This window comes from Hydrogenimonas sp. (assembly GCF_029932565.1).
In the GTDB taxonomy this organism is placed as follows: Bacteria; Campylobacterota; Campylobacteria; order Campylobacterales; family Hydrogenimonadaceae; genus Hydrogenimonas.
The window spans coordinates 25751-49427 of the sequence record NZ_JAOZPV010000001.1; the positions used below are offsets into that span (position 1 = coordinate 25751).

General features: G+C 50.5%; 28 protein-coding genes. All 28 read left to right on the top strand.

What is annotated here, in order from left to right; translation table 11 throughout:
- The first annotated feature begins 211 nt into the window (after nt 1-211).
- The 28 genes from Q1K24_RS00165 (at nt 212) to Q1K24_RS00300 (ending at nt 23635) form a co-directional block, all read left to right on the top strand.
- A complete protein-coding gene (locus Q1K24_RS00165; protein WP_300364430.1) occupies nt 212-1723 on the top strand; it encodes a DUF1538 domain-containing protein in 1512 nt (503 codons plus the stop codon).
- Nucleotides 1720-2070, top strand: coding sequence for a transcriptional regulator (locus Q1K24_RS00170; RefSeq protein WP_300364432.1), 351 nt, complete (start codon nt 1720-1722; stop codon nt 2068-2070). The genes Q1K24_RS00165 and Q1K24_RS00170 overlap by 4 nt, the downstream gene beginning before the upstream one ends.
- A 10-nt stretch (nt 2071-2080) precedes the next feature.
- Complete coding sequence (locus Q1K24_RS00175) at nt 2081-2476, top strand: CBS domain-containing protein (protein ID WP_300364434.1); 396 nt, start codon at nt 2081-2083, stop codon at nt 2474-2476.
- A 339-nt stretch (nt 2477-2815) separates the two neighbouring features.
- Complete coding sequence (locus Q1K24_RS00180; RefSeq protein ID WP_300364435.1) at nt 2816-5200, top strand: multiheme c-type cytochrome; 2385 nt, start codon at nt 2816-2818, stop codon at nt 5198-5200.
- Nucleotides 5181-5345 carry a hypothetical protein gene (locus Q1K24_RS00185; protein WP_300364436.1) on the top strand — a complete coding sequence of 55 codons (165 nt, stop codon included), beginning with the start codon at nt 5181-5183 and terminating at the stop codon, nt 5343-5345. The genes Q1K24_RS00180 and Q1K24_RS00185 overlap by 20 nt, the downstream gene beginning before the upstream one ends.
- Nucleotides 5346-5362: 17 nt before the next feature.
- Nucleotides 5363-6277: a methionyl-tRNA formyltransferase gene (gene fmt / locus Q1K24_RS00190; protein ID WP_300364437.1), complete on the top strand. Its 915-nt coding sequence runs from the start codon at nt 5363-5365 to the stop codon at nt 6275-6277.
- Complete coding sequence (locus Q1K24_RS00195; RefSeq protein ID WP_300364438.1) at nt 6258-6893, top strand: biotin--[acetyl-CoA-carboxylase] ligase; 636 nt, start codon at nt 6258-6260, stop codon at nt 6891-6893. The genes fmt and Q1K24_RS00195 overlap by 20 nt, the downstream gene beginning before the upstream one ends.
- Nucleotides 6890-7675: an AAA family ATPase gene (locus Q1K24_RS00200; RefSeq protein WP_300364439.1), complete on the top strand. Its 786-nt coding sequence runs from the start codon at nt 6890-6892 to the stop codon at nt 7673-7675. Before Q1K24_RS00195 ends, Q1K24_RS00200 begins: the two co-directional genes overlap by 4 nt.
- An 8-nt stretch (nt 7676-7683) precedes the next feature.
- Complete coding sequence (locus Q1K24_RS00205; protein ID WP_300364440.1) at nt 7684-8568, top strand: ParB/RepB/Spo0J family partition protein; 885 nt, start codon at nt 7684-7686, stop codon at nt 8566-8568.
- Nucleotides 8569-8691: 123 nt separating this feature from the next.
- The gene (locus tag Q1K24_RS00210; protein WP_300364441.1) at nt 8692-9114 is read left to right on the top strand and encodes a FoF1 ATP synthase subunit B'; all 423 of its coding nucleotides are present in this window, start codon (nt 8692-8694) and stop codon (nt 9112-9114) included.
- A gap of 11 nt (nt 9115-9125) precedes the next feature.
- Nucleotides 9126-9647, top strand: coding sequence for a F0F1 ATP synthase subunit B (locus tag Q1K24_RS00215; protein ID WP_300364442.1), 522 nt, complete (start codon nt 9126-9128; stop codon nt 9645-9647).
- The gene (locus Q1K24_RS00220) at nt 9648-10181 is read left to right on the top strand and encodes a F0F1 ATP synthase subunit delta (protein ID WP_300364443.1); all 534 of its coding nucleotides are present in this window, start codon (nt 9648-9650) and stop codon (nt 10179-10181) included.
- Nucleotides 10175-11716 (top strand): F0F1 ATP synthase subunit alpha, encoded by a 1542-nt coding sequence (gene atpA / locus Q1K24_RS00225; protein WP_300364514.1) that lies wholly within the window; start codon nt 10175-10177, stop codon nt 11714-11716. Before Q1K24_RS00220 ends, atpA begins: the two co-directional genes overlap by 7 nt.
- A 15-nt stretch (nt 11717-11731) precedes the next feature.
- Complete coding sequence (gene atpG, locus Q1K24_RS00230; protein WP_300364444.1) at nt 11732-12616, top strand: ATP synthase F1 subunit gamma; 885 nt, start codon at nt 11732-11734, stop codon at nt 12614-12616.
- A gap of 14 nt (nt 12617-12630) precedes the next feature.
- Nucleotides 12631-14046: a F0F1 ATP synthase subunit beta gene (atpD, locus tag Q1K24_RS00235; protein ID WP_300364445.1), complete on the top strand. Its 1416-nt coding sequence runs from the start codon at nt 12631-12633 to the stop codon at nt 14044-14046.
- A gap of 51 nt (nt 14047-14097) precedes the next feature.
- Nucleotides 14098-14490: an ATP synthase F1 subunit epsilon gene (gene atpC, locus Q1K24_RS00240; RefSeq protein ID WP_300364446.1), complete on the top strand. Its 393-nt coding sequence runs from the start codon at nt 14098-14100 to the stop codon at nt 14488-14490.
- Nucleotides 14491-14493: 3 nt separating this feature from the next.
- Nucleotides 14494-15069 (top strand): MotA/TolQ/ExbB proton channel family protein, encoded by a 576-nt coding sequence (locus Q1K24_RS00245; RefSeq protein WP_300364447.1) that lies wholly within the window; start codon nt 14494-14496, stop codon nt 15067-15069.
- Between the two features lie 4 nt (nt 15070-15073).
- Entirely contained in the window at nt 15074-15466 is a 393-nt protein-coding gene (locus Q1K24_RS00250; protein ID WP_300364448.1) for a biopolymer transporter ExbD, read from the top strand.
- On the top strand, nt 15459-16223 hold the full coding sequence (locus Q1K24_RS00255; RefSeq protein ID WP_300364449.1) for a TonB C-terminal domain-containing protein: 765 nt from the start codon (nt 15459-15461) through the stop codon (nt 16221-16223). The genes Q1K24_RS00250 and Q1K24_RS00255 overlap by 8 nt, the downstream gene beginning before the upstream one ends.
- 2 nt (nt 16224-16225) lie before the next feature.
- A complete protein-coding gene (gene tolB, locus Q1K24_RS00260) occupies nt 16226-17476 on the top strand; it encodes a Tol-Pal system protein TolB (RefSeq protein WP_300364450.1) in 1251 nt (416 codons plus the stop codon).
- Between the two features lie 93 nt (nt 17477-17569).
- Nucleotides 17570-18121, top strand: a complete 552-nt coding sequence (locus tag Q1K24_RS00265; protein WP_300364451.1) for an OmpA family protein — start codon at nt 17570-17572, stop codon at nt 18119-18121.
- Nucleotides 18122-18132: 11 nt separating this feature from the next.
- Complete coding sequence (locus Q1K24_RS00270) at nt 18133-18999, top strand: tetratricopeptide repeat protein (RefSeq protein WP_300364453.1); 867 nt, start codon at nt 18133-18135, stop codon at nt 18997-18999.
- 68 nt (nt 19000-19067) lie between these two features.
- Nucleotides 19068-19577: a peptidylprolyl isomerase gene (locus Q1K24_RS00275; protein ID WP_300364455.1), complete on the top strand. Its 510-nt coding sequence runs from the start codon at nt 19068-19070 to the stop codon at nt 19575-19577.
- Nucleotides 19516-20322, top strand: a complete 807-nt coding sequence (locus Q1K24_RS00280) for a Fis family transcriptional regulator (RefSeq protein ID WP_300364457.1) — start codon at nt 19516-19518, stop codon at nt 20320-20322. The genes Q1K24_RS00275 and Q1K24_RS00280 overlap by 62 nt, the downstream gene beginning before the upstream one ends.
- Nucleotides 20323-20412: 90 nt before the next feature.
- Nucleotides 20413-21351 carry an ACP S-malonyltransferase gene (gene fabD, locus Q1K24_RS00285; RefSeq protein WP_300364459.1) on the top strand — a complete coding sequence of 313 codons (939 nt, stop codon included), beginning with the start codon at nt 20413-20415 and terminating at the stop codon, nt 21349-21351.
- Entirely contained in the window at nt 21351-22049 is a 699-nt protein-coding gene (locus Q1K24_RS00290; protein ID WP_300364460.1) for a 5'-methylthioadenosine/adenosylhomocysteine nucleosidase, read from the top strand. The genes fabD and Q1K24_RS00290 overlap by 1 nt, the downstream gene beginning before the upstream one ends.
- A complete protein-coding gene (locus Q1K24_RS00295; protein WP_300364462.1) occupies nt 22027-22791 on the top strand; it encodes an ATP-binding protein in 765 nt (254 codons plus the stop codon). The genes Q1K24_RS00290 and Q1K24_RS00295 overlap by 23 nt, the downstream gene beginning before the upstream one ends.
- Before the next feature lie 109 nt (nt 22792-22900).
- Nucleotides 22901-23635, top strand: coding sequence for an NYN domain-containing protein (locus Q1K24_RS00300; RefSeq protein WP_300364464.1), 735 nt, complete (start codon nt 22901-22903; stop codon nt 23633-23635).
- Nucleotides 23636-23677 lie beyond the last annotated feature (42 nt).

Here is a 23677-nt window from a genome sequence, read left to right on the forward strand (position 1 = left end):
TGATCAATAATCGGGTTTGTATTTGTGCAGGATGAGATCCGCCCGGGGGAGCTCGATCGCGGCGAGGAAGAGCTTGTTGAAAAAAAATCAAAAAACTGTTTTGATACGTTTCGAAGCGCCCTCTCTTTTTTATCACTTTTTTTCATAAATTCCATAGGGTGTCGATGATGGGTTTGGATATGATAGGGTAATGAAAAGAGGATGAGGTCATATGGTCATTGATTCAGCGAAAATCTTTTATCAGGATCTGAAAAACTCATTCAAAGATCTCTTGCCGATCGTTGTGGTCGTAGCATTTTTTCAAATAGCCATCGTCCGTGCAATGCCTGAAAATTTCAGTTCCATCGTGGTAGGCCTCGTGATCGTCGCCATCGGGCTGGCCCTCTTTATTCGCGGGCTCGAACTCGGTATTTTCCCGATCGGAGAGAGTCTCGCTACCGATTTTGCCAAAAAAGGCTCTTTCTTCTGGCTGATGCTCTTTGCATTCACGATCGGATTTTCGACTACCGTGGCGGAGCCGGCGCTCATTGCCATCGCCGACAAGGCGGCGGCGATCAGTGCCGGCAAAATCGATGCCTTTTTTCTTCGGATGACGGTAGCCGCCTCGGTAGGATTCGCGATTGCGCTCGGGGTCTTTCGTATTCTGACCGGCCATCCGATCCACTACTACATCATAACCGGGTATGTTCTGGTTGTCGGCATCACTTTCTTTGCACCGGTAGAGATCGTCGGATTGGCATACGACAGCGGCGGCGTGACGACGTCGACGGTGACGGTTCCGCTCGTAGCGGCACTCGGTATCGGGCTTGCCTCCTCGATCAAGGGGCGGAATCCTGCGATCGATGGCTTCGGACTGATCGCCTTTGCGTCGCTGACGCCGATGATCTTCGTACAGCTCTACGGTATTCTGGTCTATGCCATGTCGCCTGAAAGTGCCGCACAAACATTTCTGGTGATGGAGGAGGCTGTCAAAGAGACGGTCGAGGTTCACAAACATTTCGATCCGTGGGATATTCTCTGGGATCTTGTCGCGGTGATCAAAGATGTCTTTCCGATTCTCGCCGTCATTTTTTTCTTTCAATATGCCGTCATCAGAAAACGGGTCGCCTATCTGCACAAAATCGCCATCGGCATCGTGCTTGTCATTCTCGGACTCTATGCGTTCATTCTGGGACTCGAGATGGGGCTTTTCCCGATCGGAGAGAGCATCGCCTTTCAGCTGACCGAGATGAAAAACAATGTTCTCATCTATCTGTTCGGATTTCTGATCGGGTTTTCGACGACGATGGCCGAGCCCTCGTTACTGGCGATTGCGATCAAGGCGAAGGAGGTGAGTGAAGGCCGTATCAACGATATGGTGCTTCGGGTCTCGGTTGCGATCGGTGTGGCAATCGGTATTGCTCTGGGTGCTTATCGGATCGTGGCCGGCGATCCGCTCCACTATTACATCATCGTCGGATATGTCATCGTCATCGGTCTGACCTACTTCGCTCCCAAATATATCATTCCGATCGCTTACGACAGCGGCGGCGTGACGACGTCGACGGTGACGGTACCGCTGGTTGCGGCACTGGGACTGGGGCTGGCGGAGAATATCGAGGGGCGCAATCCGCTGATCGATGGCTTCGGTCTCATCGCGTTCGCGTCACTGTTTCCGATGATTACCGTAATGGGATACGGCATTTATGCCCAATATCTGGTCAATAAGGAGGAGAAGAGATGAAATTTGTCGCGTTGGTGGCCGTTGTGCCGGAGGAGAGAGAAGAGGAGGCGATCGCCATTGCCAAAGAGGCGGGGGCGGGTGCCGTTACGATCATTCACGCCCGAACCCTCGGGCTGAAAGAGAAAAAGATTTTCTTCGGTTTGACGCTCGAGGAGAATGTGACGGTACTCCATTTCCTTCTGCCGCGGCGTTTGGCCAGAAAGGTGATGAAAGCGCTGGCCAAAGGGATGGAGATGGCAAACGAAGAGAACTGTTCGCTTGCCTATACAATGCCCCTCGAACATGTGGTCGGGCTCAATGTCGAAGAGCTTCACAAATTCGAACATGAATTGAAAAATCTGCTGTAAGGAGAATGCTATGCTGGTTGAAGAGATTATGACACCGAAAGAGAGACTGGTGATCGTATCGCAGATGGCGCCGGTACGCGAAGCGCTCAGCCTGATGAAAGCGAACAAGGTCAAGGCGGTCATCGTTGACAAGAGTTCGGAACATGGTGCCTACGGGCTGGTGACTTTCAAAAATATTCTCTATTCGATTGTTGCCGAGGATGGTGATATCGATCTGCTCAATGTGTACGACATCATGTCGTCTCCTTCGATTTCGGTTTCCAGAAAACTCGATATGAAATACGCTGCCCGTATGATGGTGAAAAACAGTATCAAACGGCTTCTCGTTATCGACGAGAATGAAATCTACGGCATTGTCACGATGACGGATATCATCGGTGTCGTACTGGATGAGATGGATGCGTGACGCTGTCGGCCGCCATACGGGTATCCATACCCGTGCCCGTATGACATTGCCTCTCACTGTTTCCCGGAGTCAACCACTTCTTTTTTGATTCTCTCATCGACGAAACCGGGGTCGGGATGCATCACTTTTTCGTTCAATGGAGTATGCTTCTTGTCTCTTCTCCCGGTTTTTCTGTATGGCCCGCTCCGATAGGGCGTTCGGCTTTTGTAACTTATGCACATGTCATCCTCCTAAGATTATTTTTCTTTATACAACGATTGTGTGCAGGGTTTGTGCAATTTATTCGTTTCTCATTGGCACTGTGTTACCATATTGTGACTTTTGCGTAGGGGCTTGTCCATGATCCGTCTGCTGCTTTTTCTTTCGCTTTTTGGCGTGATGCTGCCTGCCAACAATTGTCTCAGATGCCATAGCGGTATCGAGCATATCCGCGAGCCGCAGACCGGCATGGCCAAAGCGATCGCCAAAAAAGCGAAAAAGGCGGGCGTGGGCGACAACACCTGCGTCGTCTGCCACGGCGGCAATCCGGAAGCCGGCACCAAAGAGGCGGCGCATAGCGGTGCACCGCGCATGCTGCAGGCATACGAAGGGCCCAAAACGTTCTACCCCGATCCGGGAAGCCCATGGATCAATCAACATACGTGCGGGATGTGCCACAGGGAACAGGTCGCGGCGCAGATGAACTCCCTGATGATGACCGAGCAGGGGAAGATCCACGGCACGCTCTACAGCTTCGGTGGCCTGGAGGGGTACCGCCACGATGTGGGCAACTACGAGACGGCGAATCCCGATCCCCATAAACGTCTCGGAACCGAATCCTACCGCAAATACATGGAAAAGCTGCATGATCTGAATCCGCAGGTTTTCCCGGTGAAAATGAAAGAACTGCCCCCCGCCCCGACACCTGAGGAGGTGGAAAAAAACCCGAAACTTGCCGCCTACACCTATTTGCGGCAGGAGTGCCTGCGATGCCATACCGGATCGAAAGGGCGCCAGAAGCGGGGCGATTTCAGGGGTATCGGATGTTCGAGTTGCCACATACCCTACAGCAACGACGGGTTTTACGAAGGAAGCGACCCGGCGATTCCGAAAGAGAAACCGGGGCATATGCTCGTCCATCAGATCCAATCCTCCGTCAATGCGAAGGTGACGGTTCACGGCACCACTTACAGCGGCGTGCCGGTGGAAACTTGCTCGACATGCCACAACCGCGGCAAGCGGATCGGTGTCAGCTACGAGGGGCTGATGGAGACGGCATACAAACCGGGATACGACAACGAAGGAAACGGACAGCCGAAACTCCATACGAAACACTATTTGCATCTGAAGGCGGATGTTCATATGAAAAAGGGGATGCTCTGCCAGGACTGCCACACGACACGTGACCTGCATGGCGACGGCTTCCTGGCCGGGGCGACCCTCGGGCCGGTGGAGGTGGAGTGCCAGGACTGCCACGGTACGACAAAAAAATATCCGTGGGAGCTACCGCTCGGCTACAGCGACGAATTCGATACCAAACCGGCCGGAGGAGAACCGCGGGGCGTCTCGCAGACGCTGGCGGAGTATCTGAAAAAAGGCTCGACCTTCGAGAAAAAAGAGGGGTACCTGCTGACGGCGCGTGGCAATCCCTACAAAAATGTCGTCAAAGACGGCGATGAGGTGCTGGTCTATCTGGCCAGCGGCAGGACGATCCGTCTGAAACCTCTCAAAAAGCTGAAAGAGGCCGGCAAACTCTCGAAAGAGGGGCTGGTGGCGATGGACCGGGTGAGCGCGCACAACGACCGGATGGAGTGTTATACATGCCACGATACCTGGGCACCCCAGTGTTACGGCTGCCATGTCAAAATCGACTACAGCAAAAACCACAAAGAGGTTGACTGGCTGGCCGCCGCGCGCGACCATGATATGCATGGAGTGGATGCGACGATGCGCGGAACGCTCCGGGAACATCTGGTTCCAGGGAAGGTGACCGAAACACGCAGCTATCTGCGCTGGGAAAACCCGCCTCTCGTTCAGAATGGCGAAGGGCGCATCTCGCCCGCGATGCCGGGCTGCCAGGTGGTGGTTACGGTAATAGGAAAAGAGGGCAAGGCGATTTTGAAGAATCATGTGTTCGAAATGCCCGACTACAAACATCCGGAAAGCGACCGCAATCTGCCCGGCATCGTTATGGCATCGGTCCACTCCCACACGGTACAGAAGAGAGCGCGTGCCTGCGAGAGTTGTCATGCCAATCCCGCCGCAATGGGGTATGGCATCGAAGGGGGCAATGTCTGGAGCGATATGGGTGAGGATTTCATCGTTGATCTCAAAACCGCCGACGGCAGAGTGATTCCTGCGAAATACACGGTGCAGAAACCAAAAATCGAGAATTTCAACGTCGACTGGAGCCGCTTCGTCGACGAAAACGGTACATGGCTGCAAACGGTCGACAATCACTGGAATCTCGCCGGCCCCCTCAGTAACGAACAGCGCGCGAAACTCGACCGCCGCGGTGCCTGCATGGCGTGCCACCGGACGATTCCCGATGGGGATCCGGCAGTCTCGTTGATGCATCATGTGGCCGATGTAGCCGGAGTGGATATCGATACGGCTATGCACAACGAGATTTTGAACAAAAATATCCGAATCGGTGCATGGACCCAGGTGTTCGGCGGCCTGCTGGCTTTGGGTCTTCTTTTCTATCTATACAGGAGGTACCGTCATGGACGAAAAGGTTTTTGAAACACTCAAGACGATCAAGAGCGAAATGAGCGAAGCGCAGAAAAAGCGTGAAGAGGAGGAGAAAAAACGGCGTAAAGAGAGAGCGGAAGCGGAGAGCTTCGAGAAGATGATGCAGATGGAAGGAACGAAACGAATTGAGAATTGAAAATGGAGAATAGAGAATTGAGTAAAAAAAGAATCGTTTTCATGGGAACGCCTGAGTACGCCGATGTGATACTGAAAAGGCTGATGGTTGAAGCGGATTTCGAAGTGGCAGCGGTCTATACACAGCCCGACAAGCCGGTGGGCCGCAAGAAGGTAATGACGCCGCCGCCGGTGAAGGTGACAGCTGAAGAGGCGGAAGTGCCTGTGCACCAACCCCTCTCGCTGAAAGAGGAGGGCGTAGCCGAAGAGATAGCTTCGTATGCGCCCGATTTCATTGTCGTGGCGGCCTACGGGCAGATTCTGCCGCGAACCATACTCGATATCGCCCCCTGCATCAACCTTCACGCCTCGCTGCTTCCGAAATACCGGGGCGCCAGCCCGATTCAGGAGGCGCTGCTGCACGGCGACAAAATTACCGGCGTGACGGCGATGCTTATGGAAGAGGGGCTCGACAGCGGTCCGGTACTGGCGTGGCGCGTCATCCCGGTCAGCCTGCATGAGAGGAAAAGCGATCTGTTCGACAGGCTTGCGGAAGAGGCGGCGGCGTTGACGCCGACAGTGTTGCGCGCGTTCGGAACCATTCGTCCGCTTCCGCAGTGCGATGCCGATGCGACCTATTGCAGAAAGATTACGCGGCAGGATGGGCTGGTCTCGTTTGAAATGAATGCCATGACGCTTTACAACCGATTCCGTGCATACGAAGGGTGGCCCGGCATCTACCTCGAAAGTGGTCTCAAACTGCTCGATATCGAACCGGATACCGGAGAAGGCGATCCGGGCAAAATTGTGTCGATCGAAGAGGATGGCGTGACGATTGCATGCGGTGATGGTGCCGTCCGTATCAAAACCGTTCAGCCCCCTTCCAAAAAGGCGATGGATATACACAGCTATTTGCGTGGAAAAAGGTTGAAGATTGCGGATCTACTCGTTTGAAACGCTCCCCTCCACACAGTTGTGGCTCGTTGAGCGTATCGCTGATGCTTCCGTAGAGATTCCATGTGCCGTCATAACCGAAAAGCAGACGGAGGGTATCGGAAGCAGAGAGAACAGATGGGTCGGCAAGTGTGGCAATTTTTTTGCCTCGATTGCATTGTCCCAATCGCATCTTCCGGATGACCTTCCGCTTACATCCGCATCGATCTATTTCGCCTATCTGATGAAAATGTCTCTGAAAAATCTCGGTTCTGAAACATGGGTGAAATGGCCCAACGATTTGTATCTCCAAGAGCGTAAAATAGGGGGTTGCATTACGATGAAAAAGGGCCAGACCATCGTAGCCGGCATTGGCGTCAATATTGCCGATGCGCCCCATGATTACGGGGTTTTGGACGTAAAAACATCCCCGTTGGAACTTTTGGAAACCTTTTTGGAAAACGTAAAAAAAACTCCGTCATGGAAGCAGATTTTTAGCAACTTTAGATTAGAATTTGAAAACAGCAAAAACTTCCAAACACATATGGGCCAGGAAACGTTGGATTTAAGGGAAGCCGTTCTCCAAAACGACGGGTCGTTGATAATAGGAAAAAGAAGGGTAGTGAGTTTACGATGAGTGAAATTATTACAATAGCCAACCAAAAGGGCGGTGTCGGCAAGACGACAACGGCGGTCAATCTGGCAGCGTCGCTCGCTGTAGCGGAAAAGAAGGTTCTTTTGATAGATGCCGACCCGCAGGCGAATGCCACAACGAGTCTCGGTTTTCATCGAAATGATTACGAGTACAATATTTATCATGTGCTGATCGGGGCGAAAAAGATCAGCGATACCATCTTGAAGACAACACTTCCGACCCTTCATCTGGTTCCATCCAATATCGGCCTGGTCGGTGTTGAAAAAGAGTTTTACGACAGCGAAACACGCAAAGGCCGTGAACTGGTACTGAAACGGAAAATCGATGAGGTCAAACGGGCCTACGACTATATCATCATCGATTCTCCTCCGGCTCTCGGCCCCATTACGATCAACGCATTGAGTGCCGCCCATTCCGTCATTATTCCGATTCAATGCGAATTTTTTGCGCTGGAGGGTCTTGCACAGCTTCTCAACACGATCCGGCTGATCAAAAAGACCATCAATCCGAAGCTGAAAATAAAGGGATTCCTGCCAACAATGTACAGCGGGCAGAACAATCTCTCCAAACAGGTGTTCGCCGATTTGACGCAGCATTTCAAAAGCAAACTGTTCAAATCGGATGATGACGAGTTCATCGTCATCCCGAGAAATGTAAAACTTGCCGAGAGTCCGAGTTTCGGCAAACCGGTCATTCTATACGATGTCAAATCGACCGGTTCCCAGGCTTATCAGCATCTTGCCCAGGCAATTTTGGCCAGCTAGGAAAAAGAATGGGAAAAAAGGGGAAAAGCAAATCGCTTGGACGTGGTCTCGGTGCCATTTTGGGTGAAGTCGCCGAAGCGTACGAGAACGAATTCCAGAACAATTACAGCGATATCAAAGATCATGTCATCGATCTGCCGCTCTCCGATATCGTACCCAATCCCTACCAGCCCAGAATACATTTCGACGAAGAGGCGATCAGAGAACTCTCCGAATCGATCAAACGCCATGGTCTGCTTCAGCCCGTCGTCGTGATCGAGCAAAACGGCGAATATGTACTGATAGCCGGTGAACGCCGTGTACGGGCGAGCAAAATGGCTGGATTGGCGACAATCCGGGCTATTGTCGCCGATATTGACCGTTCGAAGTTCAGAGAACTGGCACTGATTGAAAACATTCAGCGCGAGGCACTCAATCCGATCGAGCTGGCACGATCCTACAGGGAGCTGATCGACGAATATGGCATTACCCAGGAAGAGCTTTCCGGAATCATTCACAAAAGCAGGACACAGATAACCAATACTCTGAGACTTCTGCAGTTAAGTGATTATGTCGTCGAAAAACTTACGGCAGCGCAGATCTCACAGGGGCATGCCAAAGTACTCGTGGGTTTGGACGAAAGGGATCAGCGTATTCTGTGCGACACGATCACCGGGCAGAAATTGAGCGTTCGTGAAACGGAGCAGCTTGTCAACGAAATGAAGTCGCAGGAGAAAACGTCGAAAAAGAGAAAAGTGAAAAAAGAGAGGGGTTTGGATCTGATTGCCTATCGTGATCTTCTGGAAGATAATGTTCCCTTTCGTATCAGTGTGAAGCAATCGAAGGTGGAAATCTCATTTGAAAACGAGGAAGAACTGAAGGATTTTATCAAGCGTATAACCAGAAAAGTCTAATTGTTTCGGTACTTCAAGGGTAGTCGAGAGTGCTTTGCAGATGGAGCGCTTTAGAATATCCTTAATTTAGAATTTTGGATAAATATGATAACATTGCCCAATTTTTAAGAAAGGAGCGTGTGCATGCTGGATATACATTTATCCCTGATGCTTCTAGTGGCTGTCATCTTTCTCGTGCTGCTGATGCTGCTTAACAAGTGGCTCTATCAGCCGTTGTTGACGTTTATGGACGAACGTGACAAAAGCATTCGGAAAGATCTCGAGAATGTCAGTTCGAACAGTGCCGAGATCGATGAATTCAAAGCGAAAACCGAAGCGGTAATCACACAGGCAAAAAGTGAGGCTGCTGCGATGCGAGCAAAGACAATCGAAGACTCCAAACTTCTTGCAATGAGCAAGATCGAGGCGAAAAAAGAGGAGCTTGAGCAGGTCTACCAGGGTTTTCTGGATGAACTGAAAAAAGAGGAAGAGCAGCTCAAGAGCGAGCTTCTTTCACAAATGCCGCTTTTCAAAGAGTCTTTGAAAGCGAAATTCAGTCAGATTTGAAAGGGAAAAATATGCGTAAACTGTTGTGGGTAGCTGCATGTTTTCTTCCGGCAGTTGCATTGGCTTCGGGTGGTGAAGCAGCGAGTGGCGGAACGGATTTTGTTCCAAGGCTTGTCAACTTCATTATCTTCGTAGCGATTATCTACTACTTTGTTGCGGAGCCGGTCAAAAACTTTTTTACTGGAAGAACGGCGGAGATCGCATCGAAACTTGAAGAGGTTCAAAAGCGACTGAAAGCCACAAAGCAGGCCAAAGAGGATGCGGTAGCAGAATATGAAGGTGCTCAGAAGATAGCGGAAGAGATTATCGAAGCGGCCAAAAAAGAGTCACAGCTGCTGGCTAAAAAACTGGATGAACAGCTGCATGCGGAACTTGAAAATCTTGAAAAGCTTCAGCATGAGAAGATGGAAGTCGAGAAGCGACAGATGGTCCGTAAAACTGTAGCAGATGTACTTGACGAACTCTTCAAAGGCGATGCAATCGGTATGGATGAGAAGAAGTTTGTCAATCTCATCATGAAAAAGGTGGCGTAAATGGATCAACTTGTTGCAAAACGTTATGTCAAAGCATTGATCGGAGCACTCAGCGAAAAGGAGATCGAAAGCGCGGCCTCATCGCTGGCGATGATCTCAGAAGCCTTCAACGATCCGAAATTTGTGGAGATTATCGTCTCTCCGGAAGTATCCAAAGAGCAGCGTGAAGAACTGATTGTCGGATTGCTTGGCGAAAAACCGGATGCTCAGCTCGTCAACTTCGTCAAAACCCTCGGCATTCATAACCGTTTCGGCCTTATTCCGGAGATTTCGAATCTGTTGCAAAAAGAGCTTCAGCGACGAGCCAACAAATATGAAGGCATCGTCGAAAGTAAAAAACCTATCGACAAAAAACTTCTCAGTGAGCTGGAAAGCTCCCTTTCGAAGTATGTCGACGCGACAGTGGTACTTCGTCCGGTTAAAAGCGAACGTGATGGTATAAAAGTGATGATTGAAGATCTGGGTCTGGAAGCGAGTTTCTCGAAAGAGCGCGTCGCATCCGACATGATCACCCATATTTTGAAAGCATTGTAAAACATAAAGAAAGGAGATCGGTAGTGTCTAAACTTCAAGCAGATGAAATCAGCTCGATTATCAAAGAGCGTATCGAAAATTTTGAATTGAGCGTCGACATTGACGAAACAGGAAAAGTTGTCAGCGTTGCTGACGGAATTGCACAGGTCTTTGGGCTCAACAACGTTATGGCCGGTGAAATGGTCGAGTTCGAGGATGGAGAGCGCGGTATGGTTCTCAACCTCGAAGAGGCGAGCGTCGGTATCGTTATTCTCGGCAAGGGTGTCGGTATTCATGAAGGGATGAGCGTCAAACGACTCGGTCAGCTTCTGAAAGTTCCGGTCGGCAAGGAGATCGTCGGACGTGTCGTCAACGCACTTGGCGAGCCGATCGACGGCAAAGGGCCGATCGAAACGAGCGAAACACGCTTCGTCGAAGAGAAAGCCCCCGGCATTATGGCACGTAAATCGGTTCATGAGCCCCTTCAAACCGGTATCAAAGCGATCGACGCACTTGTCCCGATCGGACGCGGACAGCGTGAGTTGATCATCGGTGACCGACAGACCGGTAAAACGACGGTTGCAGTCGACTCCATCATCAGCCAGAAGGGCCAGGATGTTATCTGTATCTATGTCGCAGTCGGCCAGAAACAGTCAACCGTCGCCTCGATCGTGCGCAAGCTCGAAGAGCATGGTGCCATGGATTACACGATTGTCGTCAATGCGGGTGCATCCGAGTCTGCTGCGCTGCAGTTCCTCGCCCCCTATGCCGGTGTCACAATGGGTGAATATTTCCGCGACAACGGACAGCATGCTCTGATCATCTACGATGACCTGAGTAAACATGCGGTCGCCTACCGTGAAATGTCGCTGATTCTCCGCCGACCTCCGGGCCGCGAAGCATTCCCGGGAGATGTCTTCTATCTGCACTCACGTCTTCTCGAGCGTGCGGCAAAACTGAACGATGAGCTCGGTGCAGGTTCTCTGACAGCACTCCCGATCATCGAAACACAGGCGGGTGACGTTTCGGCATACATTCCGACCAACGTCATTTCGATCACAGACGGACAGATTTTCCTTGAAACGAATCTCTTCAACTCCGGTATCCGGCCGGCGATCAATGTCGGTCTTTCTGTTTCACGTGTCGGTGGTGCCGCGCAGATCAAAGGTATGAAGCAGGTTTCGGGAACACTGCGCCTCGACCTCGCACAGTATCGGGAACTTGAAGCATTTGCACAGTTTGCCAGTGACCTCGACGAAGCGACACGTGCCCAGCTCGAGCGCGGTGCCCGGATGGTCGAGATACTGAAGCAGCCTCCCTATTCACCGCTTCCGGTCGAAAAACAGATTCTGATCATCTATGCAGGTGCGAATGGATATCTCGACGATATTCCTGTCGATGCCGTGACGAAATTCGAAGCGGAACTCTATCCGTTTGTCGAAGCGAATTATGGAGATGTCTTTGAGCAGCTTCGCGAGAAGCAGAAAATCGACGAAGAAACCGAAGAGTTGATGAAAAAAGCCCTGGAAGAATTTAAAAATTCATTCAGTGCCTGATATTAAGGATCAACGATGGCAAATTTGAAAGAGATCAAGCTTCAGATCAACAGCGTCAAAGGTACGCAGAAAACGACACGTGCGATGAAGCTCGTGTCGCAGGCGAAACTGAAGCGTGCCGAGGAACTGGCGAAGCGTTCGCGCATCTATGCCCAGAAACTCGATGAACTGGTGAGTGAAATCGCTTATGAAATCAATACGAGCAAAGTGGGCGGTGCCGAGAGTCGTTTTGTTCAGGCCGATCTGCCGGTACGCACGGTTGATATGATCGTCATCACTGCCGACAAGGGTTTGTGTGGCGGATTTAACATCACGACGCTGAAAACGACGCTGAGAATGCTGAAAGAGTACAAAGAGAAGCGTGTTGCGGTCCGACTGCGCATTGTCGGCCGCAAAGCGATCGATTTTCTCAAATACAATGGCATTGAGATGACCGATGAAATAATCGGTTTGAGCGCCTCACCAGATTATAAGCAGGCTGCAGAATTTATCGATCAATCTCTGATGGATTTTGCGGGCGGAAAAACGGATCGGGTCATCCTTATCTACAATGGATTTAAAAATATGCTGACACAGGAGCAGCGTGTCCTGCAGCTGATGCCGGTCGATATTTCAACGGTGGAACCACGTGAGTTGAAATCAACGATCGAATATGAACCGGAAGAGCAGGAAGAGCTGCTCAATACGCTGTTGCGAAAGTACGCGGAATACAGCATGTATTATGGTTTGCTCGATTCGCTGGCTGCGGAACACAGTGCCCGTATGCAGGCAATGGATAATGCGACGAACAACGCATCGGAGCGTGTCAACGAACTGACTGTAGCCTATAATAAAGCGCGACAGGAATCTATTACGACAGAGCTGATCGAGATCATCAGCGGTGTCGAAGCATTGAAATAAAAGAAGGAGAATGAATGTCTGGTAAAACAGGTAAAATTACACAGGTCATCGGCCCGGTCGTCGACGTTGACTTCGAAGATTATCTTCCGGCGATCAATGAAGCGCTTGAAGTCAATTACGAACTGGAAGGCGAAAAAAAGCGTCTTGTCTTGGAAGTGGCCAGCCAGGTTGGCGACAGCCGAGTCCGTACGATCGCTATGGATATGAGTGAAGGGCTTGTGCGCGGCATGGATGTTGTCGCGACAGGCGCTCCCATCAAAGTACCGGTCGGGGAAGAGGTCCTCGGACGTATTTTCAATGTTATCGGTGATACTGTCGACGAGGGTGAACCGCTCGAAGCGAAAACCCATTGGAGTATCCACCGCAATCCGCCGGCTTTCGAAGAGCAGAGTACGAAAGCGGAAATTTTCGAGACGGGTATCAAAGTCGTCGACCTGCTGGCTCCCTATGCGAAAGGTGGTAAAGTCGGTCTTTTCGGTGGTGCGGGCGTCGGTAAAACCGTCATTATCATGGAGCTGATCCACAACGTCGCCTTCAAGCACAGCGGTTACTCGGTATTTGCGGGTGTCGGTGAGCGGACACGTGAAGGAAACGACCTCTACAACGAAATGAAAGAGTCCAACGTTCTGGACAAAGTTGCCCTCTGCTACGGCCAGATGAACGAGCCTCCGGGAGCACGTAACCGTATCGCGCTGACCGGTCTGACGATGGCGGAGTATTTCCGTGATGAAATGGGCCTCGACGTTCTGATGTTTATCGACAACATTTTCCGATATGCGCAGGCGGGTTCCGAAATGTCGGCTCTGCTCGGACGTATTCCTTCAGCGGTCGGATATCAGCCGACACTTGCAAGTGAAATGGGGCGTCTGCAGGAGCGAATTACATCAACGACAAAGGGCTCGATTACATCTGTCCAGGCTGTCTACGTACCGGCGGACGACTTGACAGACCCGGCTCCGGCTTCGGTTTTCGCGCACCTCGATGCGACAACGGTACTTAACCGTAAAATTGCGGAAAAAGGTATCTATCCGGCAGTCGACCCGCTCGACTCCACCAGCCGAATGCTCGACCCGGTCATCATCGGTGATGAGCACTACCAGGTGGCACGGGGTGTTCAGTCCGTTCTTCAGAAATACAAGGATCTCCAGGATATCATCGCGATTCTCGGTATGGACGAACTTTCCGAAGAGGACAAAAAGACAGTTGAACGTGCACGTAAAATCGAACGTTTCCTCTCCCAGCCCTTCTTCGTTGCGGAAGTCTTTACCGGTTCACCGGGTAAATATGTGACGCTCGAAGAGACGATCAAAGGCTTCAAAGGACTGCTCGAAGGTGAGTACGACGACCTTCCGGAAGCAGCATTCTATATGGTTGGAAGCATCGACGAAGCGATTGAAAAAGCAGAAAAGCTCAAAGCCAAAGCATCTTGACAAGGAACCTCTCCTTGTTGAGCGTGCGAGCATCCTAACCAAAGGATAACAATGGATACAATGAAATTAGAAATCGTTACACCTCACGGACAGATTTTCAGCGGTGACGTGAAATCTGCGACGTTTCCGGGAGCGGAAGGTGAATTTGGTGTTCTCCCGGAACACGCATCACTGGTTTCGCTCCTTGAAGCCGGTGTAATCGAAATAGAGAAGGCGGATGGAAACGTGGACTCCATCGTTATCGACTCCGGTTATGTCAAAGTGGATGAGAACAAGACATTGGTTGTCGTAGAAGGTGCCGTACCGATTGTCGGAGAAACCGAAAGCGACATGGCACGCGCCATCAAAGAGGCCAAAGAGCTCATCAAAAAAGCAAGCAATTCCGATTTTGCCATAGCCAACGTCGAGGCAAAAGTAGAAACAGCCGCCAAAACAAGATTTTAAACCATGATCGACATCATCGTCGGTTATATCGACCGCAGCAGTCCCATTACCTTTTTCGTACTGGGACTGCTCTCCTTTTATCTTCTCCTTACCATTTGGACATTCGTTTACCGTTATCTGACACTCAAACGCTGGCTCTCGAAAGAGAACGATTCGATGGAACAGATGCATATGGGTGCAGCGAGTGTGACACACCACTCGATTTTGAAAAGCTGTCTGAAAAAGTCCCCTACGATCCATGCACGTTTGCTGGAAATGTGTGAATTCGCCGCAACGAAAGAGTCGACCAAGGGTCTGACACTTCTATCGATGATTGCCAGCACGTCACCATTCATCGGTCTTTTCGGAACGGTCATATCGATTTTGGAGGCTTTTGCGGGTCTCGGAACACAGAAAAGTGCGACGCTGAGTGTCGTGGCGCCTGCCATCAGTGAGGCATTGGTCGCGACGGCAGCGGGCATCTTCGTTGCGATATTCGCATACAGTTTCCACCTGCTTCTGAAACGAAAGGCATACGAACTCTCGACGGTTATCGCGATGCAGATCGATATGCTGCTCGCTCAGAAAAGAGATACATAGGCCGATGCGATACGAGTGGGACGAGAAACCCGACCTGAATATCACGCCTCTGGTCGATATCATGCTGGTGCTGATGGCCATTTTGATGGTCACGGCACCCACGATCATCTACGAAGAGAATATCACGCTGCCGCAGGGATCCAAAACACGGACGCTTCAGAAAGTCAAATCGATCGAAGTGAGTATGGACAAACAGGGATTGATCCATTTTCAGAAAGAGAAGTTTGACAAGATCTCTTTCCCTGACCGTTTTTTGCTTAAAACGCAGGCACTGGAGAAAGATATTCCTGTCTATATCCGTGCCGATGAACGCCTTCCCTACAGGGATGTGATGTTCCTGCTCAAAACTGTCAAGGAAGCAGGTTTCTCGAAAGTCTCCCTGGTGACGAATGGATAGAAAAGAGACCTACTTTTTTGCAGGCGGAGCGGCCGCTGTCGGATTTTATCTGCTTTTGATCCTGCTGCTCATTCTCTTTTTCAACGACTACAAAAAATCGAAACGGTATGTTCCGAAACAGGCGGAGTCGATCGAAGTTTCGCTGATGCAGATGCCGCAGGCACGTCCGAAACCCAGGCCCGTCGCGAAAAAAGAGCAGAAACGAAAGATAAAATCGGAAATACCTGCTGTAGCGAAAAAGAGCCGTACGACGGCGAAACAGACGAGCAAGCCGAAACCGAAAGCGATCGCGTCGTTGTTCAAAGGTGTGAAAATCAAGGAGCCGATCGAACAGTCACGTGCAGCCCGACTCGCCAATGCGCCGAAGATAAAGTACAAGGCCGTATCCGAAGAGGAGAAGAAAGAGCAGAAACGGGCCCAGCAGCTTGTCAAAGATATCAATCTGAGCAAACCCTCGATCAAAATCTCTTCGAAAGCATCGGGCCAGGGCGAAGTGGATGCCTATATGTCCAAACTGTACGAAATTCTTTACGGGTCATGGCAGCCGGAAGCGATCTATGCGGGCTCGACTGCAACAGTCCGTCTTTCGATCAGTCCGGATGGCGAATTTGACTATCGGCTTCTATATCCGTCGGATAATCAAGGTTTCAATGAGAGCCTGATAGAATATCTCGAACAACTCAAACAGAGAAAATTTCCGCCGCACAAACGCGGTAGAAAACTGGTCATCAATGTCGAATTCAAAGCGAAGGAGTAGCCGTGCGAATAGTATTATTCATGATTTTGGGGGTCTTTCTCTATGCCTCCGATGCGACACTGGAGATTGTCAAATCGGCCGATAACCGTCCCATGGTGGCTATTCAGGATGCCTCGGAATTCGGTACCGAAATGACACGGCAGAAATTTTTCCGTCTCGTCATGGGCGATCTGAAAGTGACGGCCCATTTCAAAGTCGACGATACCTATCGCCGCAGCGGGTACAACAGTTTGATCGATCCGATGCTGAAGACAAACAACTACCTGCTGCGCTACCGCTTCAGAGAAGGAGATCAGCAACAGCTCTTCATGGATGTCAAAGCGTACGAGTTTCCGTCGGCCACTCCCTTTTTCGAACGGAGTTACAGGGTATCGAACCGTGCGAGATATCCGTTTCTGATCCATCAGGCAGTTATCGACTTCAACGATTTTCTGAAAATGCCGAGTGTCGGGTGGATGAAGCGGTATGTCGTTTTCGCGGAGTATATCAAAGCCAGACATGCCGACATCGTGATCGCGGACTATACTCTGACCTATCGAAAAAAAATCGTGAGCGGCGGGCTCAACATCTTTCCGAAATGGGCCGACAGAGCCCAAAAGGGGATCTACTATACCAAACTGGGACGCAGGCCGGTTCTCTATTATTACAACATCTACACAGGTGAACAGCGGAAGGTCGCGACGTCCGACGGTATGCTGGTCTGTTCGGATGTCAGTCGGGATGGCAGAAAACTGCTGTTGACAATGGCGCCGAACGGACAGCCCGATGTCTATCAGTATCATATCGGCAGCGGTATGAAAGAGCGACTTACATTCTATTCCGGTATCGATGTCTCCGCCCAGTACATCAATGGAGAGAAGCGCATTGTGTTTGTTTCGGATCGGCTTGGATACCCCAATGTTTTCGCATCGCGTATCGGGAGTCGGGGTGTGCAGCAGATGGTCTTCCACGGCCGCAACAACAACGCCTGCAGTGCCCATGGCAAATACATCGTCTACAGCAGTCGTGAAACGGACAATGCGTTCAGTTCCAACACATTCAACCTCTATCTGATTTCGACGGAAAGCGACTACATTCGCAGATTGACTGCCAGCGGTATCAACCAGTTTCCGAAATTCTCCGAAGATGGGGAGAGTGTCATGTACATCAAGCACTATGCCTCCCAGAGTGCATTGGGGATCATCCGGCTCAATTACAACGAAGGATATCTCTTCCCACTCAAAGGTAAACGCATTCAATCAATCGATTGGTGATTCGCTGTATAACATCCGTAAATCAGTTTAAATATCAACCGAAATGCAGTAACTTTATGATAAAATCGATAAAACTTTCAAGGAGATAGAGCAATGAAGAAGAGCCTTTTTATCGCGGCGATAGCAGCAGCACTGTTGATGAGCGGATGTTCTCAGAAAGAGCCGGAGGTCGATATGACCCAGCAGGAGGGAGCCGGCCAGCAGGCGACCAGTGCCGATACAGGTCTTGACACGATTCAGGGCAGTACGGAGTCCAGCGATCTCATGGGTGAAGATGCCCGTATGGCGAAAATCCGTCAGATCGAAACAAGTGCGAAAAAGATCTATTTCGATTTCGACAAGTACAATATCCGACCCGATCAGGAGCCAAGAGTCGATGAAGATGCAAAACTGTTCGCATCGGAAGATGCGAAAGATCTGACCATCAAAATCGAAGGAAACTGTGACGAATGGGGCACGGACGAATACAACTACGCACTGGGTCTCAAACGTGCGAAAACGGTTCGTGATGCACTCTCCGTCAAAGGGATCGATGAGAGTCGTATGGTGATGGTCAGTTACGGGGAGAGCAATCCTGTATGTACCGAACACAGGAAAGAGTGCTGGGCACAGAATCGACGTGTCGAATTCAAACTTCTCCCCTGATTTTTAATTAGATGAAAAATATCTTTCTATTGACGCTTTTGGTGGCGGCCGCGTTTGCGGCTGCGCCCGAAGAGCCTTCCGCGTTTGGTGCCGGTAATCTCGATAGCCCCAATCCCTATGGCCTGAGTGAAGAGGAAAAGCATATTTTTGCCAACAAACGTGCGATCGAGTCGCTGCAGAGGAGTCTGCTCAAGCAGCAGCAGATCACGCAGGAGAACAGAGAGCGCATCGACGGCCTGCAAAGCATTCTCGAAGGGCTCAACAATAAAATCCGATCCTATGACAACGCTCTCAAGCAGATCGAAGATCTCAACCAGACAGTGGACCAACTCGCCGTAACGCAGCAGGAAAATTTTGAACAGATTCGTGCGGTTCTCCAGGAACTTGGTGCGATGATCGATTCGATCAACGAAAAGTATGTTGACAAGGAGCGTTTCAACAAACTGGAGTCGACATTTCTGGAATTTAAAACCGCCTATGATGCATTTATAAAAAAGAGCGATCTCAGCGGAAAGTCCAATGCCCGAATATATGCCGACGCGAAAAAATTTTTCAGCAAGAAAAACTACAGTGAGGCAAAAGTCTATTTTAACCATTTGATCAAGAATCACTACAAACCGGCAACCTCAAACTACTATTTAGGTGAAATCGCCTATCGTGAAGGGCGCTTTAACGATGCGATTGCCTATTACAAAAAAAGTGCATCGTTGTACGACAAAAGCAGTTTTATGCCGACACTGCTTCTGCATACTGCCATATCGTTTGAACGCATCGGCGACAAAAAACAGGCGAAAGAGTTCTATGAATCGCTTGTTCAGCTTTATCCTGATAGCAAGTCAGCCAGTATCGCCAAGAAAAATCTTGCAAAATTAAAATAGTATAAATGGTTTAAGAAGTACTATACTCGCATTGTGATAAAATAGACAACTTTTTTACAGGAGAATTGATGAAAATCGAAGAGAACAGTGTTGTTTCTTTTAACTATGAAGTGAAAGATGCAAAAACCGGCGAAGTGGTCGACTCGAATATGGGACAGGCACCACTCTCATTCATTACAGGCAAGCAACAAATCATCCCGGGTCTGGAAAACCAGATGAAAGGGATGGAGGCGGGCGAGAATGCGGACATTCTCGTTCCTGCAGCGGAAGCGTATGGCGAGTACAATGCGGAAGCTGTCCAGGCAATGCCGCGCGAACAGTTCGCGGGCATCGATCTGCAGGAGGGTATGGCACTCTACGGACAGAGCGAAGATGGCCAGACCGTTCAGGTCACTGTCAAGAGCTTTGATGACAAAGAGGTCACGATCGATTTCAACCATCCGCTTGCAGGCAAGGATCTTCTCTTTACCGTCAGTGTAGCGGAAGTGCGCGAACCGACTGTCAACGAGTCGCTCAGTGGTCAAGTCGAACAACCCGGACACGACAGTTGCGGTTGCGGTACAGGTGGCTGCCACTAATTTTATTGCCGTTTCAAAGCCTCTCAAAGAGGCTTTGAAATCTGCCAATCTTCTCAAAACACTCAAATTCAACACCCTTATCAGTGGTGAGCCTGGAACAGGTCGCCATACTCTCGCAAAATACATGATGCCCGATGCACCCGTCGTTCACGGTGACGACAGTGAACTCTATCAACTGGTTGAGAAACACGCCAAACTGATTGTCGATCGTTTTGAATCGATCGAAATGTTTCCGAAATTTTTTCAGTGGGTCCAAAAACACGGTACACAGATCATCGCCGTAACCGAAAAAGGTTTTGAAGAGAAGGGCGGTACGTTTTTCAGCGTCTCTATCGTGATTCCTCCTCTGGAAGAGCGGATTGAAGATATTCCTCCGCTTGTCGAGAAATTCAAAATGGAAATTCTGTCGCTTTTCGGAGAGCAGGATGCGGGTAATTTCACGATCGATATGGATCGACTCGATATTTCCCAAAATGCTTTCTCTCTGCGGAAATCGATCATGCTGCAGTATCTCGTTACCGATATCACAGATAAGGAGATACTCGATATCAATGAGCGTTATTTGACAAAACGGTTGGAGAACGGAGAGGATCTGTATCGCCAAATGCTATATCTCTATGAAGTTCCATTGATACGTGCCGGTATGAAACAGTACAAAAGCCAATTGAAAATGTCCCGGATTTTCGGGCTCAACCGTAATACACTCAGGAAAAAGATCAACGAATGGAGACGATATCTTTCCTGATTCCGCTCTGTTGTATCACAAAAAATAAACCGGGTTACAGCCAATGCATGCCATAATGGTGTCGAGTAAATGCGAGGAAGGAGATATTTTATGAAAAAGACAGCGTTTCTGTTTCCGGGACAGGGTTCCCAGGCGACGGGTATGGGAAAATCGTTTGTGGAACATTCGACGATGGCGGCTCAGATGCTTGAAGCGGCAAGCGATGCATTGAAGATCGATATGGCACATCTACTCTTCGAGCCCAACGATATGCTCGAACAGACACGCTATACCCAGCCGGCGATTCTTCTCGTCTCGATGATGGCCTACCGGCTTTTCCATGAACAGATTTCCGATACACCCGCTTTCGCGCTTGGGCATTCACTCGGAGAGTTTTCTGCTCTGGCTTCTGTCGATGCGATGGATTGGCTCGAAGCGGTGAAACTGGTCCATCTGCGCGGTGATCTGATGCAAAAGGCGTGCGAAGGGATCGATGCGGGGATGATGGTCGTACTCGGTGTAACGGATGAGGATGTCGAAGCGATTTGCCAGGATGCGCGGGAAAAAGGCAAAAAAGTGTGGCCAGCCAACTACAATGCAGATGGCCAGATTGTCATTGCCGGCATGAAAAGCGATCTTCAAAGTATCGAAGAGGCACTCAAAGCGGCCAAAGCGCGTCGTGTCATGCTGTTGAATATGTCGGTCGCAAGCCACTGCCCGCTGCTCGAATCGGCGGTACAGCCCTTGACCGAAGCGCTCGAAGAGGTACTGAACGACTCCTTCGCCGCTCCGGTTGTCTCCAATGTCACGGCCAAAGCCTACAATACCAAGACCGAAGCACTCGACCTGCTGGGCAGACAGCTGGTCTCGCCGGTACTTTACAAACAGTCGATTCAGGGCAACGACGATCTGGTCGACCGATACATCGAATTCGGTCACGGAGGAGTTCTCAAAGGGCTCAACCGACGGTCGACAAAAAAACCTACGCTGGTCGTCAGTGATTACGATTCGCTGAATGCCACTCTGGAAGCGTTGGCGGGCGAAGCCTGATGGTTATCGGAATCATGGGTGCGATGCCCGAAGAGATCGATCCGATTCTGAAACGCCTCGACGATGTGCAAAAGCATGAGTTTGCAGACAACGTCTACTACACGGCACTCTATGGTTCGCTCGATCTGGTCATCGCCTACAGCAAAATCGGAAAGGTTTTTTCGGCTTTGACAGCGGCAACGATGATTGAAAAGTTCGGCGTCCGGAAAATGCTTTTTTCAGGTGTCGCCGGTGCGATCAACCCGGAGCTGAAAATCGGGGATCTGATTGCAGCGACGAAACTGTGCCAACACGATCTGGATATCACAGCGTTCGGCCATCCCTACGGCTATGTTCCGGAAGGAAAAGTCTATGTCGAAGCCAATCCAAGGCTGCTTGAAATAGCGGCAGTGGCGGCGAATCGCCAGGATATCAGGCTCAAACGCGGTATTATCGCGACTGGGGATCAGTTCGTCGCCAATGCGGAGAGAAAAGAGTGGATCGGAAACACGTTCAAGGCGGATGCTCTGGAGATGGAAGGGGCCGCCGTTGCGGTCGTCTGCGATGCCTCGGATGTACCCTTTTTCATTTTGCGTGCCATCAGCGATGCCGCCGACATGGATGCCGGTTTCGATTTCGATGCGTTTTTGCACAGTTCATCCGCAAAGAGTGCCGAATTCATCTTTGCTATGCTCGATGAAATCGATCAAACTCAGTAAAAAAATATTGCGTGCGGCCGGTAAAGCGAATGCAAAATACCGGCTGATCGGGGATGGCGACAGAGTCCTTGTAGGTCTGAGCGGCGGAAAGGATTCGATCACGCTGGTGCATCTGCTCAAACATATGCAGCGGCATGCACCTTTTTCGTTCGAGTTCAAGGCGGTGACCGTCAACTACGGAATGCCGGGTGAACGCTACGATGCACTGCATAGACACTGTGAAGCGCATGGCATTTCGCATGAAATCTATGAAACCAATATCTACGAAGTGGCACAGGAGACGATTCGGGAGAACAGTTCGTACTGCAGCTATTTTTCCCGAATGCGGCGCGGTGCCCTCTATACGAAGGCGGAAGAGGGCGGTTACAACAAAGTGGCGCTGGGCCATCATCTCGACGATGCGGCCGAAAGTTTTTTCATGAACATGCTCTACAACGGAACGTTGCGATCGATGGCACCGATCTACAAATCGTCGAAAGGGTTTCATGTCATCCGTCCGCTGCTCTGGGTACGCGAACGGCAAACGGCCGCCTTTGCCGAGGAGAATGGCATTGCAACGATTGGCGACGAAGCGTGCCCTGCGATGGCCATGCGGGTGAAAATGCCCCATGCCAGAGAGAGTACGAAGCGGATGCTTGAAGAGTGGGAGGAGCGTTTTCCCGAGCTTTTCAAACAGTTCAAAGCAGCATTCAGCCATATCCAGCCCGATACGTTTATGGATGAACGATACCTGGAACGATAAAGCCCTCGGTCATTGATCACCGGGACGATGATAAGGATTTCCAAAATCCGGAATTTTGAAGCGATTGCCCAAAAGGACGATGCCAAGTGTTAAGAAAGGGATAGCAATAATGGAAAAAACAGAGAAACTGGCGGTTCTGATCGATGCGGACAATGCCCAGCCGTCCATCATCGATGCGCTGCTGGCAGAGATTGCCAAATACGGTACGGCGAGCGTCAAACGGATCTACGGCGACTGGACCCTGCCGCAATTGAAAGGGTGGAAAGAGGTGCTTCTGACACACTCCATTCAGCCGATCCAGCAGTTCGGTTATACGACGGGGAAAAACGCCACCGACAGTGCAATGATCATCGATGCGATGGATCTTCTCTATACGGGCAATTTCGACGGGTTCTGCATCGTATCCAGCGACAGTGATTTTACGAAGCTGGCGGCACGGATTCGTGAGTCGGGACTGGTCGTGTACGGCTTTGGCGAGAGAAAGACACCGGTGCCGTTCGTTTCGGCATGCGACAAATTCATCTATACCGAAGTGCTACGTGCCGAAGAGAGCGAAGAGGAGACGCCGATCAAAAAACTGTCGGCGGCAGAACTCAAACGCGACCGCAAGTTGATCCGCCTTTTACGCGATGCAGCCGATGCGGCGAGCGACGAGAGCGGTTGGGCGCATCTCGGTGCCATGGGTAACATCATCGCCAAGCAGTCGCCCGAGTTCGACCCCCGCAACTACGGTTACAGAAAACTGGGGGAACTGGTCAAGGCGACAGGTCTGTTCGATATCGAAGAGCAGATCACCCACCGCGGTGCCAAGGCGATCTATGTTCGGAATCGGAAGAGAAGATGATCGGCCGTTGCCGTTGTTGAGAAGAGGTTTTGGACAAAATCG

Excerpts from the sequence above, each read along its gene's own strand:
- Q1K24_RS00275 (WP_300364455.1), top strand. The coding sequence starts at position 19,068 with ATGAAAATCGAAGAGAACAGTGTTGTTTCTTTTAACTATGAAGTGAAA.
- atpC (WP_300364446.1), top strand. The coding sequence starts at position 14,098 with ATGGATACAATGAAATTAGAAATCGTTACACCTCACGGACAGATTTTC.
- Q1K24_RS00265 (WP_300364451.1), top strand. The coding sequence starts at position 17,570 with ATGAAGAAGAGCCTTTTTATCGCGGCGATAGCAGCAGCACTGTTGATG.
- Q1K24_RS00245 (WP_300364447.1), top strand. The coding sequence starts at position 14,494 with ATGATCGACATCATCGTCGGTTATATCGACCGCAGCAGTCCCATTACC.
- fabD (WP_300364459.1), top strand. The coding sequence starts at position 20,413 with ATGAAAAAGACAGCGTTTCTGTTTCCGGGACAGGGTTCCCAGGCGACG.
- Q1K24_RS00290 (WP_300364460.1), top strand. The coding sequence starts at position 21,351 with ATGGTTATCGGAATCATGGGTGCGATGCCCGAAGAGATCGATCCGATT.
- atpD (WP_300364445.1), top strand. The coding sequence starts at position 12,631 with ATGTCTGGTAAAACAGGTAAAATTACACAGGTCATCGGCCCGGTCGTC.
- Q1K24_RS00170 (WP_300364432.1), top strand. The coding sequence starts at position 1,720 with ATGAAATTTGTCGCGTTGGTGGCCGTTGTGCCGGAGGAGAGAGAAGAG.
- Q1K24_RS00210 (WP_300364441.1), top strand. The coding sequence starts at position 8,692 with ATGCTGGATATACATTTATCCCTGATGCTTCTAGTGGCTGTCATCTTT.
- Q1K24_RS00295 (WP_300364462.1), top strand. The coding sequence starts at position 22,027 with ATGAAATCGATCAAACTCAGTAAAAAAATATTGCGTGCGGCCGGTAAA.
- Q1K24_RS00300 (WP_300364464.1), top strand. The coding sequence starts at position 22,901 with ATGGAAAAAACAGAGAAACTGGCGGTTCTGATCGATGCGGACAATGCC.
- Q1K24_RS00165 (WP_300364430.1), top strand. The coding sequence starts at position 212 with ATGGTCATTGATTCAGCGAAAATCTTTTATCAGGATCTGAAAAACTCA.
- Q1K24_RS00205 (WP_300364440.1), top strand. The coding sequence starts at position 7,684 with ATGGGAAAAAAGGGGAAAAGCAAATCGCTTGGACGTGGTCTCGGTGCC.
- Q1K24_RS00200 (WP_300364439.1), top strand. The coding sequence starts at position 6,890 with ATGAGTGAAATTATTACAATAGCCAACCAAAAGGGCGGTGTCGGCAAG.
- Q1K24_RS00255 (WP_300364449.1), top strand. The coding sequence starts at position 15,459 with ATGGATAGAAAAGAGACCTACTTTTTTGCAGGCGGAGCGGCCGCTGTC.
- Q1K24_RS00175 (WP_300364434.1), top strand. The coding sequence starts at position 2,081 with ATGCTGGTTGAAGAGATTATGACACCGAAAGAGAGACTGGTGATCGTA.
- Q1K24_RS00250 (WP_300364448.1), top strand. The coding sequence starts at position 15,074 with ATGCGATACGAGTGGGACGAGAAACCCGACCTGAATATCACGCCTCTG.
- atpG (WP_300364444.1), top strand. The coding sequence starts at position 11,732 with ATGGCAAATTTGAAAGAGATCAAGCTTCAGATCAACAGCGTCAAAGGT.
- Q1K24_RS00270 (WP_300364453.1), top strand. The coding sequence starts at position 18,133 with ATGAAAAATATCTTTCTATTGACGCTTTTGGTGGCGGCCGCGTTTGCG.
- Q1K24_RS00180 (WP_300364435.1), top strand. The coding sequence starts at position 2,816 with ATGATCCGTCTGCTGCTTTTTCTTTCGCTTTTTGGCGTGATGCTGCCT.
- Q1K24_RS00185 (WP_300364436.1), top strand. The coding sequence starts at position 5,181 with ATGGACGAAAAGGTTTTTGAAACACTCAAGACGATCAAGAGCGAAATG.
- Q1K24_RS00215 (WP_300364442.1), top strand. The coding sequence starts at position 9,126 with ATGCGTAAACTGTTGTGGGTAGCTGCATGTTTTCTTCCGGCAGTTGCA.
- Q1K24_RS00220 (WP_300364443.1), top strand. The coding sequence starts at position 9,648 with ATGGATCAACTTGTTGCAAAACGTTATGTCAAAGCATTGATCGGAGCA.